The sequence below is a fragment of the Acinetobacter sp. 24-47-39 genome (assembly GCF_056783825.1).
On sequence record NZ_JBWYIP010000006.1, the window covers coordinates 100,476 to 115,342 of the forward strand.

Annotated in this window: 15 protein-coding genes; 10 read left to right on the top strand and 5 right to left on the bottom strand. The window is 37.8% G+C overall.

The genetic code is table 11. The features are described from left to right. Positions 1-299 precede the first annotated feature (299 nt). From AC1M9C_RS07240 to AC1M9C_RS07260, 5 genes are all read left to right on the top strand, one after another. Positions 300-1,553: a DcaP family trimeric outer membrane transporter gene (locus tag AC1M9C_RS07240; RefSeq protein WP_481953446.1), complete on the top strand. Its 1,254-nt coding sequence runs from the start codon at positions 300-302 to the stop codon at positions 1,551-1,553. A 507-nt stretch (positions 1,554-2,060) separates the two neighbouring features. Next, on the top strand, positions 2,061-3,308 hold the full coding sequence (gene gltS / locus AC1M9C_RS07245) for a sodium/glutamate symporter (protein ID WP_180028146.1): 1,248 nt from the start codon (positions 2,061-2,063) through the stop codon (positions 3,306-3,308). Between the two features lie 131 nt (positions 3,309-3,439). Next, positions 3,440-4,435 (top strand): patatin-like phospholipase family protein, encoded by a 996-nt coding sequence (locus AC1M9C_RS07250; RefSeq protein WP_481953447.1) that lies wholly within the window; start codon positions 3,440-3,442, stop codon positions 4,433-4,435. Positions 4,436-4,588: 153 nt separating this feature from the next. Continuing rightward, complete coding sequence (locus AC1M9C_RS07255; RefSeq protein WP_481953448.1) at positions 4,589-4,768, top strand: hypothetical protein; 180 nt, start codon at positions 4,589-4,591, stop codon at positions 4,766-4,768. Between the two features lie 170 nt (positions 4,769-4,938). Beyond that, positions 4,939-5,454, top strand: a complete 516-nt coding sequence (locus AC1M9C_RS07260; RefSeq protein ID WP_179998589.1) for an acyl-CoA thioesterase — start codon at positions 4,939-4,941, stop codon at positions 5,452-5,454. A 33-nt stretch (positions 5,455-5,487) separates the two neighbouring features. On the opposite strand, the gene AC1M9C_RS07265 is transcribed toward AC1M9C_RS07260, so the two are convergent. After that, a complete protein-coding gene (locus tag AC1M9C_RS07265) occupies positions 5,488-5,793 on the bottom strand; it encodes a hypothetical protein (protein WP_481953449.1) in 306 nt (101 codons plus the stop codon). 271 nt (positions 5,794-6,064) lie between these two features. Continuing rightward, positions 6,065-6,295: a hypothetical protein gene (locus AC1M9C_RS07270; protein WP_035268355.1), complete on the bottom strand. Its 231-nt coding sequence runs from the start codon at positions 6,293-6,295 to the stop codon at positions 6,065-6,067. Between the two features lie 581 nt (positions 6,296-6,876). Here AC1M9C_RS07270 and AC1M9C_RS07275 point away from each other — a divergent pair. The 4 genes from AC1M9C_RS07275 (at position 6,877) to sbmA (ending at position 10,253) form a co-directional block, all read left to right on the top strand. Further along, positions 6,877-7,878 (top strand): CobW family GTP-binding protein, encoded by a 1,002-nt coding sequence (locus AC1M9C_RS07275; RefSeq protein WP_481952231.1) that lies wholly within the window; start codon positions 6,877-6,879, stop codon positions 7,876-7,878. Positions 7,879-7,980: 102 nt separating this feature from the next. Next, complete coding sequence (locus AC1M9C_RS07280) at positions 7,981-8,511, top strand: YaeQ family protein (RefSeq protein WP_481952230.1); 531 nt, start codon at positions 7,981-7,983, stop codon at positions 8,509-8,511. A gap of 38 nt (positions 8,512-8,549) precedes the next feature. Then, a complete protein-coding gene (locus AC1M9C_RS07285) occupies positions 8,550-8,888 on the top strand; it encodes an FKBP-type peptidyl-prolyl cis-trans isomerase (protein ID WP_035268363.1) in 339 nt (112 codons plus the stop codon). Positions 8,889-9,053: 165 nt separating this feature from the next. Beyond that, complete coding sequence (gene sbmA / locus AC1M9C_RS07290) at positions 9,054-10,253, top strand: peptide antibiotic transporter SbmA (protein WP_481589098.1); 1,200 nt, start codon at positions 9,054-9,056, stop codon at positions 10,251-10,253. Between the two features lie 69 nt (positions 10,254-10,322). On the opposite strand, the gene AC1M9C_RS07295 is transcribed toward sbmA, so the two are convergent. The 3 genes from AC1M9C_RS07295 to salA form a co-directional block, all read right to left on the bottom strand. Beyond that, a complete protein-coding gene (locus AC1M9C_RS07295) occupies positions 10,323-11,213 on the bottom strand; it encodes a LysR family transcriptional regulator (RefSeq protein ID WP_481587326.1) in 891 nt (296 codons plus the stop codon). 123 nt (positions 11,214-11,336) lie between these two features. Next, complete coding sequence (locus AC1M9C_RS07300; RefSeq protein ID WP_481953450.1) at positions 11,337-12,701, bottom strand: aromatic acid/H+ symport family MFS transporter; 1,365 nt, start codon at positions 12,699-12,701, stop codon at positions 11,337-11,339. A gap of 58 nt (positions 12,702-12,759) precedes the next feature. Next, positions 12,760-14,067, bottom strand: coding sequence for a salicylate 1-monooxygenase (gene salA, locus AC1M9C_RS07305; protein WP_481953451.1), 1,308 nt, complete (start codon positions 14,065-14,067; stop codon positions 12,760-12,762). A gap of 307 nt (positions 14,068-14,374) precedes the next feature. Between salA and AC1M9C_RS07310 the strand changes: the two genes are divergently transcribed. Next, positions 14,375-14,860: a hypothetical protein gene (locus AC1M9C_RS07310; protein ID WP_481953465.1), complete on the top strand. Its 486-nt coding sequence runs from the start codon at positions 14,375-14,377 to the stop codon at positions 14,858-14,860. Positions 14,861-14,867 lie beyond the last annotated feature (7 nt).

Consider the following 14,867-nt stretch of genomic DNA (forward strand, 5'->3'; position numbering starts at 1 on the left):
ATAAAGATTTTATAAATTATACAGATATAAACTTTTTTCAATTCATCATCAGAAATTGTGATTGAGAAAATTGGTTTTGACAATAAAAAACATTTAATTATGAAACATAAGTTGCTAGATTAAGTTACAACGAATACACATTATGTTACGTATTTATTTTAATCAATTCATCAAATTTTAAAAAAAGCAGTTTAGTGCATCGTTGATTATTTTGAATTAATCAAACGTTGTGATTGGGATTCAGCAGGTTGACCAAGCATATATGCACGGATGCAAGATGAAATAATTGGAGATTTTTAATGAGTCAATCAAAACATCAAACATTTTTAAAGAAAAGCTTAGCAATCGCAGTTGCAACTTTTGCAGTTTCTACTGCACAAGCAGCGACTGAAAAAGATGAAATTCAAAAATTACGCCAAGAAGTTGAAGCATTAAAAGCTTTAATTCAACAGCAACATCAAGTACAACAACAGCAACAAGTGCAATTGGCTGAAGTTAAAGCTCAACCAGTAGCAGCAGCGCCTACAAATTTGAAAACTAAAGCGGGTGCTGAAGTGAATCTGTATGGTTTTGTACGTGGGGATGCGAACTATATCATTGAAGGTGCTGATAATGACTTTAATGCTGTAAACAGCGTTGGAACGAGTAATAATCCGTTAGTTGAAGATAAATTACGTGCAACGGCTAAAACAACACGTCTTGGTTTAGATTTCAAATCTAAAGTAGAAGGGGCTGATGTTGGTGGTAAAGTAGAAGTGGACTTTGCAGGCTCAAATGAAGCACTACGTATTCGTCATGCATATTTAACACTGAATAATTGGTTATTCGGTCAAACTACTTCAAACTTCTTGTCAAATCATGCTCCAGAAATGATCGATTTTGGTACCAACATTGGTGGCGGAACAAACCGTTTACCGCAAGTGCGTTGGTCTCACAAATTAGCACCAACAACTCAATTATTTATTTCAGCTGAAGAGGGTAATTCTACTGGAGATGGTATTAAATACCGCCTTCCAACTTTAACTGCAAAAGTCACGCAAGCTTATGCAGAGGGTAAAGGTAATGCTTCAGCTCGTGCCTTAATCGAAAATTATAAATCTGATACCGCTGGTGATGATAAGACTGGTTTTGGTGTAGCGATCGGTACAAATTACCAAATTAGCGAACCACTCAAAGTATCTGCTGACGTGTCTTATGTAAAAGGGAACAGCAACTATTTATATGGCTCAAATAGTGCTTATGTTGTCGATGCAAATAACAACATTGAACAAAATGAGTTTATTGCAACGCAAGTGGGTGCTACATATAAGTTCTCATCTCAGTTACGCTCAACACTGGCTTATGGCGCACATTATGCTGATGACAGCACGGGATATGCTAAAACTAACCCAAGTGCAAATGAAACTGTTCAACAAGCCTGGATTAACTTCATTTACACACCTGTGAAACCTGTTGATCTAGGTGTTGAATATATCAATGGTAAGCGTGAGACTTTCGCAGGTCAGAGCTATAATGATGACCGTGTAGGCCTAATGGCGAAATACAGCTTCTAAGCATGATTTAAAAAAACCGAGCATAGTCTCGGTTTTTTTTCACTTGTCATTCATCAGTTCAGACTAAAGAATGTCTGAATTTTGCTGATTGAATAAACAAAAGTAATGCGAATTATAAAAAAAAGTGCATAATGTTCGGCTTAAACAGTGAGCAGTCCTGATCATCAGGAATTTCTTAATCATTTTAAGTTCGCTAAAACATATTTAAGTGTTTGTTTGAGCCATAAATCAATTGTATCTAGCAAAACGCATGTCTAAGAATAGAGTGCGTTTTGTGCTACTGATTTATTTTGAAAAGTGTATGTTTTTTATTAACAAGATTGAATCCAATGAAATCGAGGAATTAATATATTGTTACTCAATTAAAAAATTTATCTATTCCTTTAGATAATCAATATTGAATAAGGATATGTTTATTTTTGGATGTGAGATTCGAAATAAATCTTATTGATTAAAAAACAAGCATAATTTGAATTAACAGTCATCTGTATTTGCTGAGAATTAATGATGGAATTTACTTTTAACGCTTTTTACACGTTAATTGCTGCAGTAATAGTTTTATTGCTTGGCCGTTTTCTTGTCAACAAAATCGACTTCTTAAAAAAATATAATATCCCAGAGCCTGTAGCTGGTGGTTTGGTTGCTGCCATAGTTTCGTTAATTGTTCACAATTTGTGGGGATACAGCATCACCACGAGTAGTGAATTGCAAACCAGTTTTATGCTGGTGTTCTTTGCTTCTATCGGTTTAAGTGCAAACTTCGCCAAACTCAAAGAAGGTGGTATGGGACTGGTGATCTTCCTGATCTGTGTCGCATCATTTATTATCGTACAAAACTTTGTCGGTATGAGCCTTGCAACGTTACTTGGTATTGATCCACTTATTGGTTTAATTGCAGGTTCTATTACCTTAACGGGTGGTCATGGTACTGCTGGTGCATGGGGTGAGATTTTAGAAGTCGAGCATGGTATTCAAGGTGCTTTAGCACTGGGTATGGCCAGTGCGACATTTGGTTTGATTATTGGTGGTTTGATTGGTGGTCCATTAGCGAAATTATTGATTAATAAGCACCAGCTTTCATCACCAGTGACTAATTCGGTTGAAAAAGACACACGTGATGCGAATGCAATTGCAAATCCGAATGATCAAGGCGAGTTTGTGCCTTTTGAAAACCGTAATCAAGTTCGTTTAATCACTGCGGATAATGCGATTACCACATTAGGGTTATTTGCTGCGTGTTTGGCATTTGCTGAATTTATGACAGGTTATAGTAAAGGCACTTGGTTTGAGCTTCCAACTTTCGTTTGGGCATTAGGTGGTGGTGTTATCCTGCGTAACATCCTCGAAGGTCTGATGAAAGTTGAAATTTTTGATCGTGCAATTGATGTATTTGGTAATGCCTCTTTATCATTATACTTAGCAATGGCACTTCTTTCACTTAAATTGTGGCAATTGGCTGATCTTGCAGGACCATTGGTTGTGATCTTAACAGCTCAAACCTTAACTATGGCATTGTACGCAGCATTTGTCACTTTCCGTGTGATGGGCAAAAACTACGATGCAGCAGTTCTTGCAGCAGGTCACTGTGGTTTCGGTATGGGAGCAACACCAACAGCTGTTGCAAATATGCAGGCGATTACAAATATGTATGGTCCTTCACATAAAGCATTCCTCATTGTACCTTTATGTGGCGCATTCTTTGTTGACTTAATCAACGCAACAGTGATTCAGATGATTCTAAAATTCTTTGCTTAACATAAAATCTTCTTAATCAAATGTCATGTACAAAAAGCCCCGCATCTGGGGCTTTTTGTCATAAAAAATTCATACAGACGACCTGTCAATGATATGCTTTCATTCAGTTTAGATTTTTAATTTCTGATGCAATGAAGAAGTTTGTACTCCTGATTTCCCTCTTATCTTTGATTGGCTTACAAGGCTGTCAACAGGTTGTAACCAAAGCTCAGCTTTCAAAATCAGTGTCTACTCCTTTGGTGGATGCTTCATCTCATATCATTAAAAATAAGCATAAGAAAACTGACGCTCCGAGTATTGCATTGGTGCTTGGGAGTGGAGGAGCACGAGGCTATGCACACATTGGTGTCATTGAAGTTTTAGAGCAACGTGGAATCAAGCCTGATTTTATTGTTGGTACCAGCGCAGGGAGTATAGTTGGGTCAATATATGCCAGTGGAAAATCAGCAAAATCGTTACGTGAAGTTGCATTAAATATGCAAGTCAGTGATGTACGTGATTTTAACATTGGTATTCAAGGATTTTTTGATGGCGCTAAGGTTGAGAACTATGTCAATAAACAAGTGGACTTTATGCCCTTAGAACAGCTTCCTATTCCGATGTATGTGGTGGCAACAGAGTTAAAAAATGGAAATTTAACAGTATTTAACTATGGTAATACTGGGCAAGCAGTGAGAGCTTCTATCTCTATTCCAAGCATGTTTATTCCCGTAAAAATTGCTGATAAGGATTATGTTGATGGCGGTTTAGTGAGCCCTGTAGCAGTCAATGTGGCGAGAGAATTAGGGGCAGATATTGTCATTGCTGTTGATATTTTGGCCCAGCCAGAGCACACGGAAACCTCGAATGTGTGGGGGATGTTTAATCAAAATATAAATATTATGCAAAATAAGATCGCGTATAACGAGCTAAAAAATGCAGATATTGTGATACAGCCAGATCTAAGAGAAAAAGCACATATCTTTGATGTTAAGGGTCGTGAAAATACGATTCAAGCAGGTATGACTGCAGCATTGAATAAAGTTAGTTTATTAGATCAGATACGTCATCGGACGATAGGACAATATGATGCTCATCAGTATCCTGCCCATGATGATAGTAAAAAAGCTGTTTGTTTAAATTGCTAAGTTAAATCAGATCTCAATTGTCTCATAAAATATATATAAAAAATAAGTAAAATCATTGTTATAAATTGAATGATTGGTATATTGGGGTGATAAAAACGAGGGTTAGTACTTTATCTAACCCTTAAAAAGATGAAATATAAATTAAGGTGTAGTGTGTCAGTTTTTCAAGTTGGTCAAATTGTTTATTTAGCGTCAAATTCAGATATTACATTCGAAATAATACGAATTAACTATGATGAAACTTATGAAATCCAAGTTAAGAATCAAGCATCATTAAAGTTAGAATACGATAATATTTCTGCTGAGATGCTTCGTTTAGTCAAAGATGAATAAATTTTAAGCAAATTTATCATAGCTTCTGAGAGTGAATGATTTCCTCTGATACTTTTAAGCTATCAAGCCTTGAAATTATTGGAGTTTGTTTCTGATTTAAACATTTTATAATCAAGAAAAAAGTTATAATAGTGTATTAAATCTCCTGTCATGATTGAGTTCTAATATTTATGTCCGAATTTAACCAAGCGTTACCGCTTGCAGATGATCAGTCTGAATTAACGATGTCTGTATTAATGACGCCGGATATGGCGAATTTCTCAGGTAATGTACATGGTGGAACAATTTTAAAGCTGCTTGACCAAGTTGCTTATGCGTGTGCAAGTCGATATTCAGGTTCTTATGTGGTAACTTTATCTGTTGATAAAGTGAACTTTAAAGAACCAATCCACGTGGGTGAGTTGGTGACTTTTTTAGCCAGTGTGAATCATGTGGGGCGTACCTCAATGGAAATTGGGATCCGCGTTGAAGCACAAAATATTCAAAAACGTACGGTACGACATACCAATAGTTGTTATTTCACAATGGTCGCTGTGGATGAAAATGGGAAACCAAAACAAATTCCACCGCTAAACCTAGATAATGACTGGAAACGCTGTCGTTTTGAAGCTGCTGAGCATCGTAAAATTGCTCGTTTGAATGAAAATCATCATCCTTCTTGCAGTATATATAAGAAATCGGTTTAAGAAAAAAGACTTCACATGGTGAAGTCTTTTTTTTTATGGATTTTGTAGCTTGGCGAGGGTATGCCCATCGACAATCATATACCAGTTGCCTTGTGCATCCTTGTAGGGTTGACGAGTGACAATAAATTTCGTGTTGATAGGACCTAAACCTGTTTCAAATCCAGTATCTGAAAACTGTTTAATTGGAGCTGAAACGGCGGTTTTTTTACTGAGCTGATTGTTACTATATTCTATACGACCATTAGCAGTAATATTCAATTGAACACGACTGTCCGCGCTAATCCAATGTCCTACATAATCCAGTTTATCCTCTGGTAAAGGTTTGGAACATGCAACCAACCATAGGCTGAGTATAGCTATCCCAAGAAATTTCTTCATTTTCATGTTACGTGCTTAGAATTAAATTGGCTTTTTGGTTAAAATATGTGATTTATTTGTCATTTATATCGTTTTGTAATAATTGTGTATATGTGTTTATCGTAATTTATAGAGAATAATTCAAAAAAACAGGCATAAAAAAAGTAGAGCTGTAGCAAAGCTCTACTTTTAATCAGATCAAGCCATCGGGGGAAGACTTGGTCTAAAATTCAGTCAATTTATTTTTGATTAATTACTGAGCAGGTTGAGCTACAGGAGCTTCAGTACCTTCTTCAGCTGCAACCTCTGTACCCGGTTGAGCAGCTGTTGGTTGACCAGCAGCAGTAGTTTCAGCATTCACTGGTTGTTCTTGAGAAGAAATCAACACTTCCTGTTTTTTTTCATCTTTTGCTTCTGTTGCAGCAAATGTTGAGAAAGCTGTGAAGGCAAGTGTAGTTGCTAATAAAGTTTTAACTAAATTCATGAGTGGCATCCTTATTCAATAAAATAAATTAGAATTTAATCTCATAAGCTTTCCGAGGAGAGAAGCGAATATGAAATTAAATCTAGGTCATCGCGTAAAATGTTAAAAGTTGAATCGCATCTAATACGGTTAGCGAGTCAACGAAATTCATCCTAAGTCCAGAAGCTCAATTGGGCAATCAATGCAACAAAGTGAAACACGATAGTTAACGCACGACTAACAAACCAAGGTCTAATGTAGTTTTTTTGTCTCAATGAGAGTCAATATGCCTTATAAAGTTGTCAAAAAATATGTCATGGTGAAGAAAAAAACAGCAATTTTTTTACGTAGTTTTACATTTGAAAAGGTTCGATTAGAAAATCAAAATTGAAGTTTTGAATTAAATTCAGAGTAATGATCTGTGAAATAGATTTACATATTTTTAATTTTGATTCAACAGTTCACTTATCCTATTTAATTCCAATCATTTAGTCTTTTGAATTCATGCATTCATATAAATTATGAGGAAAATTATCCTAGACTTGTTTTTTAGATAAATTCCGACAAGAATCCGTACACCTCTTCAAATTCAGAGATCCATTTTGAAAGTACTTGCAACTCAGTCAGTGCCTACACATATCATTACAGGTTTTTTAGGTGCAGGGAAAACCACGCTTTTACAACAACTTCTCAAATTTAAACCTAAAAATGAGCGATGGGCTGTATTGATGAATGAGTTTGGTCAAATTGGCGTTGATCAACAGTTATTGCCAAATAATGATGGCTATGAAATCAAAGAGCTATTGGGTGGATGTCTGTGTTGTACAAGTCAATTGCCAATGCAAATTGCATTGTCTCGGTTATTACAAGAATCTCAACCAGATCGGCTATTTATAGAGCCGACAGGGTTGGGTCATCCTGCACAGTTGGTTGAACAACTGACTGAACCACATTGGCAACATTTAGTTGCGATGCGTTCTGTAGTAACAGTGATTGATGGATCTCGTTTACATGACTCTGATTGGATGAGGCAGAGTTTATATCAAGATCAGTTAAAAGCGGCTCAAGTTGTGGTTGTGTCTCATGCTTCGGACATGAATGACATGGATCGAAAAAAATTGGCTGGTTTAAAACAACAATATTTAGCTTATATTCCGCATTGGCTTGAAGCTGATCAAGGTAATATTCGCTTAGAACAAATTGATTATCCTTATGTGGGAATTCAGCGTTCAATGAAACCCTTATTCAAGGTTCAACGTCAGTTCGAAACTGATGAGGAAATGCCAGCCGTAAAGCAACTGCCGTATCATTACGTCGAACAGGCTCAAGGGTATATTGTGGCAGGATGGAAGCTTCCAAAACGTTGGCAGTTTGATTTTTATGAATTATTAGACATCCTTTGTGAGCTAAAACACTGGGTACGTATTAAAGGCATCTTCAATACCAACAAAGGTTGGATGACATTCAATTTTAATCCTGATCAATTCAATTACAAATCAGGCGAAGAGAATATGGATAATCGGATTGAAGTGATATCCCAGCAGAATCAAGATTGGGAGCATTTAGAGCAATCAATTCTTAAGGCTCGAATCGATGATCAATAAAATCGTTAGATCATTCAACTCAGAATACAGACGGATTGAAAAGCATTTTCTCAATGTACGCTGAATCGGGTATGCTTAGCACCAAATTTGAGGATACCCCTTATGGCGTTAAAAGCGACGATTTATAAAGCAGATTTAAACATAGCCAATATGGATGTTCATCAATATGGCGACTATCAGTTAACGATGGCTCTACATCCGTCGGAAACGATTGAACGTTTGATGGTTCGAGTATTGGCATATGCTCGTTTTGCAGATGAGCATTTAGAATTTACTAAAGATTTATTTGAAACTGATGAGCCAGCACTTTGGCAGAAAGATTTAACAGGTCAGTTGGAAAAATGGATTGAAGTGGGTAGTCCAGACGAAGATAAAGTAAAAAAAGCGAGTGCGCGTTGTAAAGAAGTTACGGTGGTCACTTATGGATCATCAGTGGATGAATGGTATAAGCGCAACAGTAAATTGAAAACATTGAAAAATGTGCAAATCTGGCAACTCAGTGAAAAAACAACGGCACAAATCCAAGCTTTGTGCGAACGTACAATGCAACTGCAATTGAATGTGATGGATGGCGAGTGGACTTTGATTTCAGATCAAGGTCAAGCTGAGATTGAGTGGACTCAATTACAGTAAGCCACTAAGATTTTAAAGATTAAATTTGGAGTAAGCACATGACGGCTGAATTAGAAATTATTGACTTGGTGGTAGGTGAAGGTAAAGAGGCTGTAAAAGGTGCTTTAATTACCACTCATTATACTGGTTGGTTGGAAGATGGTACGAAGTTTGATTCATCATTAGACCGTGGCAATTACTTTGAGACTGTGATTGGTACAGGTCGTGTCATTAAAGGTTGGGATCAAGGTATTATTGGAATGAAAGTTGGGGGTAAGCGTAAACTGATTGTGCCTGCACATTTGGCTTATGGTGAGCGTAAAATGGGGAATATTATCCCAGCCAATTCTAATCTAATCTTTGAAATTGAATTGTACGATGTAAAAACTCGTGATTAATTAAAGTCGATGAAAAGCCCTGCATTGCGGGGCTTTTTTATGTTACAACAATGCTGAGCGTGCAATAGATATAACAAAAAATTTCTAAAAAACGCACCGACTCAGCAGAATTAGGATTACTATTCAGAAAATTCATTCAAACAAAATTAGGGATATAAGCGCTGAATGTTTAAGTCATTTTTTCCGAACCCAAAGTGGTTTTTTCTCTCTGTCGTCTTATGGTTTTTTATTAATCTCGCTTTATGGTTTTTTGCGGATGGAAAACAATGGGGCGAATATTTAGGTTTTCCTCAAGGTTATGCAGAAGCTGAACTTGCGATTAATATCAGTCGTTTTTGGTCACCGCAATTTTTGTGGTTCTATCTATGGTTCTTGGTGGCGACCGCCTTATTTGCACTGTTTTGGAAAATAAAATCAGACAATCCGTGGCAGCGTTGGTCGGTATGGGGTTCTGCATTTATCCTTTTTAATATTTGGTTAACGGTACAAGTCAGCGTTGCTGTGAATGCATGGTATGTACCATTTTGGGATTCTATTCAACAGATTTTAAATTCTGGTGGTGGTGAGGTGGATAAACTCTATGCGGAATCATGGACCTTTATCAGCTTGGCCAGTATTTCAGTGACATCAGGCGTCATCAGTGCTTTCTTTACCAGTCACTATATTTTTAGATGGCGTACAGCAATGAACGAATACTATGTTCAGCATTGGGAGAAATTGCGTCATATCGAAGGTGCTTCGCAACGTGTACAGGAAGACACCATGCGTTTTGCAACGATCGTTGAGGATTTAGGGGTCGAGTTAGTACGAGCAGTACTGATGTTAATTGCCTTTCTTCCTTTATTATTTGCATTGTCTGCGAAAGTGCCTGTTTTACCATTCATTGGTGAGTTGCAATATTCTTTAGTATGGGCTGCGATTGGATGGGCGGTATTTGGTACTGTCTTATTGATGGTGGTGGGTATGAAACTGCCAGGATTAGAATTTAATAATCAAAAAGTGGAAGCGGCATATCGTAAAGAGTTGGTATACGGCGAAGACCATGAAAATCGTGCGCAACCTGCAACCTTAAAACAACTTTTTAAGAATATTCGTGCTAACTATTTTAAATTGTATTTCCATTATGCCTATTTCAACTTGTTTGCACGTTGGTATGGACAACTGGATAATCTGTATATGTTATTTGTGTTGTTCCCCGCGATTGCAGCAGGCCTGTTGACACTGGGATTGATCCAACAAATTATGGGTGTATTCAATCGTGTTCGTGAGTCATTCCAATACTTGGTGAGTTCGTGGAAAACAATTATTGAACTACTCTCCATCCGTAAACGTCTAAAAGCATTTGAATCCATTTTGGATAAGTAGTGTTCATCATGGATTTCAATTGTTAAAAAAGGCTCGTATATACGAGCCTTTTTATGTCTGAGTGGGAACTTAGAGCGTACTGAAAATATTTTTTAGAATCTTACAAAACCACTTACGTGCGTCTAAGTCATCCTTATGGTTATACCAGTTAACACTGACATTGAATGGGCGAACTTCAAAGGGGAGTTCAAATATTTGGATATCCGTATGCTGTTGATAAACCTTCGCGGCTCTCGAAGGCAGAGTAACCAGAAGTTCTGAGTGTTTTACCACGTTCTGCAAAACACTGAAGTGGGGGACTTCAAGCATGATCTGACGAGAATGACCGAGTTCTTTTAAACGCTGATCAATTTCAATATGACCAGTACTCGATTTGATCGCAACATGTTTTTCCGATAAATACGCTTCCATGCTGAGCTTGTGTTGTATGCGCGGATGCTCTCTGTTTGCGATACAAACATAACGCTCCTCAAACAAATTTCGAGATTCAATATTTGGCATAATGGTGTGACTGCTATTAAAAACAGCCACATCCAAAAAGCCTTCAACCAGCCATTCCTCTACTTTTTCAGAGTGAATTTCCTCAATTTCAAGTTTGATATTGGGAGCATGTTGTTCTAAATATTCAATCAGCGAGGGAAGTAAACAAATTTCTCCTAAATCAGAAATGCCTAAACGAAATACTTTTGAAGAGGTTAACGGGTCAAAATGCTTGGCAGAATCAATCGCCATATCAATTTTAACAATCGCTTCGTAGAAACTTGGATAAAGACTTTGTGCAAGCTTTGTGGGTTTAACACCAAACTTGTCACGTACAAAAAGCTGATCATTCAGCATTTTCCGCAGTCGATTTAAATTATAGGTGACGGAAGGTTGGCTGAGATTCAAGCGCTCTGCGGCGTGACTGATATTTTGAGTTTGATAAATAATAATAAAAACTTTAATCAGACTTAAATCGATCAACTTTACATTCCTTGTAAATATTTAGAGACAGTCGCTATATCGAATAACCACTGTAACAAAAAAAGAGAGAGTTAACTCTCTCTTTTATTTTTAATGACTTAGATGTTATTGATGAATCATTTACTCATAAGCCACGTTTTTAACGTCATTTGCTGCGCCTGCAATTTTTTTATTGCGCAGATGGATCGCAGTCACACTGATCACTGCAATCATACAGGGGATAGATAAAGCAATGAAATTATATTGCACTGGCAAATTAAGGCTGAGTAACCATCCACATAAGATCGGACCCAAGATCGCGCCTAAACGACCTACGCCAAGTGCCATACCTAGACCTGTTGCACGTATGTTAGATGAATAATATTGTGACATATAAGCCAACAATAAAATTTGTCCGCCAATCGATGCTGCACCTGCGACTGCTACACAGAAGTAAAGCACCATGGTTGGTAAGTTATAGCTTAACAAGAATAGGGAAATTGCGCCGCTCACAAACAAGGTACAAAGAACTTTAGGTAAACTGAATTTATCAGCAAAAAAACCACCAAAAATTGCACCCAGCATACCGCCAATATTGAGCGCAAATAGGAACACTAAACTGGTAGAGAGGTTGTAGCCAGCTTCCATCATCAGTTTAGGTAACCAGTTACCAAGCGCGTATACCAATACCAATGCCATAAAGACACTTGCCCAGAATAGAACAGTGGTTACACCACGACTTTCAGTAAATAAGTCTTTCACTGGTGATTTAGACGACTCTTGGTTTTCTTGATGCAGACTAATGCGCATATCAGCAGGAATTCTTAGATTTGTGTCAATTTGTTCTAAGATGTGAGCAGCTTCTTTATGCTTATTTTGACGAACCAAGTAATCGATGGATTCAGGCAATAACTTCCAAATGATTGGCAATAGAATGAGTGGAATACCTGCAATCATAAACATGATTTTCCAACCAAACTGCGGTACTAGCCACATGCCTAAAATGGCAGAGCACATTCCGCCTACAGCGTAACCACTAAACATCAATGACACTAAGGTGGAGCGTAAACGTTTAGGCGCATACTCCGTCATTAGTGTAATAACGTTCGGCATCACGCCACCAAGACCTAAGCCAGCAATAAAGCGATAGATCCCGAACTCTTGAGGATTGCTCGCTAGGCCACACATCATGGTAAAACCACTAAAAATGACAATACAAACTGCAATCAGTTTCTTACGGCTAAAGCCATATTTTTCAAGTTTGTCACTCATACTGCCAAAAATGATGGCTCCAAACATCATGCCAAAGAGGGCAAGACTTCCTAAGAAGCCCGCCGTCATTGGATCGATTGCCCATTCTTGCATGAGTTTAGGCAATGCCACACCGTAGATGACTAAGTCATAGCCATCAAAAATAATAATCAATGCGCTGAGTAAGATTACTCGCCAGTGAATGGCTTTGAGTTTGGCATGATCAATAATTTCATTTGCATTTAACGTATTCATGGAGACCTCCCTGGTCAATGAATCGGTTGATAACAGTCCTGTTAATGTTTTTGCTTATTTATATGGCTTCAGCCACGAGATGTTTCTCTATTGCTTGGTCTAAGCGTTGTTGTGCAAGTTCAACGTCTTTCTCTAAATCGTGTTGCCATAACCAATCAAAACGGTGTGCCAAATGTTGACCTACACTGTCAAAGTCTGGATATAGGGGGGAAAATAATTCGTAAATCTCACCAGATTCGCGTGACGTGTTTTGTACACGGATGGCACGCTCTTTGCGCAGTTGCTCATAGACATGAGAGAGTTGTGCAAGGTCTTCAGAGCAGATTTGCGCTGAGTGATGTTCCAGATGTTTGAATAATGCAGAAAGAATTAAAGCATCTTCAAGACCTTGACCAGCACCAGCTCCTTGGTGTGGCAACATCGCATGTGCTGCATCACCAATCAAAATGACATTGTGTTCGCTGTTTTGATAGGTCTTAAGTGGCTCAATCTCATGAAGGGCCCAGATGGTAGGTTTTTCAATTAAGTTCAGTAATGCGCGACAGCTCTCACTCCAATCCGCAAAATCAGCCAGCATTTCAGTTTTGGTTGTTGGTCGTGTCCAAGGAGTCCCTTCTGGCAGAGTTGTATTCTTGCGATCTGATTTAAAGGCAACAATATTGATTTCTTCACCTTTACGAATAGGGAAAGTTAAGATGTGTTTGTCTTTACCCAATAACATTTGTGGGACATCTGCAAGTTCAGGATCGTGTCCAAGTTCTGCAATAACCTGTTTAAAATCTAAATACTTGATAATGCCGCGATAAGCCCATGTTCCTGAAAACTGAGGATCGACTTTTGGAAGTTGATGCGATGCCAATACATGATCACGCACAACAGAATGGATACCATCACAACCAATCACGTAATCTGCTTCAACCACTTCACCATCTTGAAAGATTAAACGTACTCCAGCGCTCGAAGCTTCAACAGATTGCACACGTTTATTGAAATGTGCATTTTGTGAAGGAACGAATGGAATAAGTGCATCTAAAAAATCAGCACGATGCACTGAAGATTGACCGACTTGAGGTGCGATTGAAGCCGATAGGTATTCATCGGTATAGCCATTACGCCATTGGAACCAGATATCTTGATAAGGCGCAGCAACTGTATCCGCAATGGCGTGATATTCTTCACCCAAGCCTAGAAGTTCAATTGCTTTAACAGCATTGGCACCAAATGAAATGCCTGCGCCAATTTCTGAAAATTGTGCTGCTGACTCATATAAATGCACATCAAATTTTTTATTCTTTACCAGGTTGGTCATTAAAGCTAATCCAGCAATACCACCACCAATGAGCGCAATCTTAATTCTTCTTTCCATGATTCAATTCCGAGTTTTTTGCCCTGAATAAGATCATTACTGATTTTTAACCACTTATCCAATTTATATATTTTGGTGAAAACTATTTAAAAAATTGATAGTTTGAATTTGACGTCTATTACCACTGGTTTTGAAGCTTTATTGTCAATATATGATCATTGATGTGCATGATTTAGCAAATTTACTACCTAAATTTTCATGTGCTTACTTGTTTTACAGTGTATCTGTAGGGAAATGCGTTCAGGATGTGATACAACAAAAACATAATGACAACGATGAAAATTGAGTTTAAGTGATGACAGTAAAAATGCATAAAACTGCTTTACGCACATTGTGTGCATCGGCTTTGATCATGGGTGTATCGACATTTTCGAATGCGGGACCAGCTGTAGATCAATTGAGTGATTGTTTGGTCAAGTCGACGACCGCTGCTGATAAAACGACAGTACTACAGTGGACATATTCAGCATTATCTACTCATCCTGATTTAAAAGGCTTTAGTAATGTCAGTGCTGAGCAACGTACGGCATTGGATCAAAAGTTAGCGCAAGTCTTGCAACGTGTGATCGTAGAGCAATGTTCAACACAGACCAAAGCGGTGATTCAAGCTGAGGGTATTCAAGCTGTTGGTGAAAGTTTCCAAGCATTGGGTCGTACTGCAGGCGAAGAAATTATTAAAAACCCTGAAGTGAATAATCAGCTGAAAGGGGTGGTGCGTTATATTGATTTAAATAAATTGGTGACAACATTCCTTACCCCTGATATTTGGAACAAGCTTGGGATCACTCGTTAATCTCGAA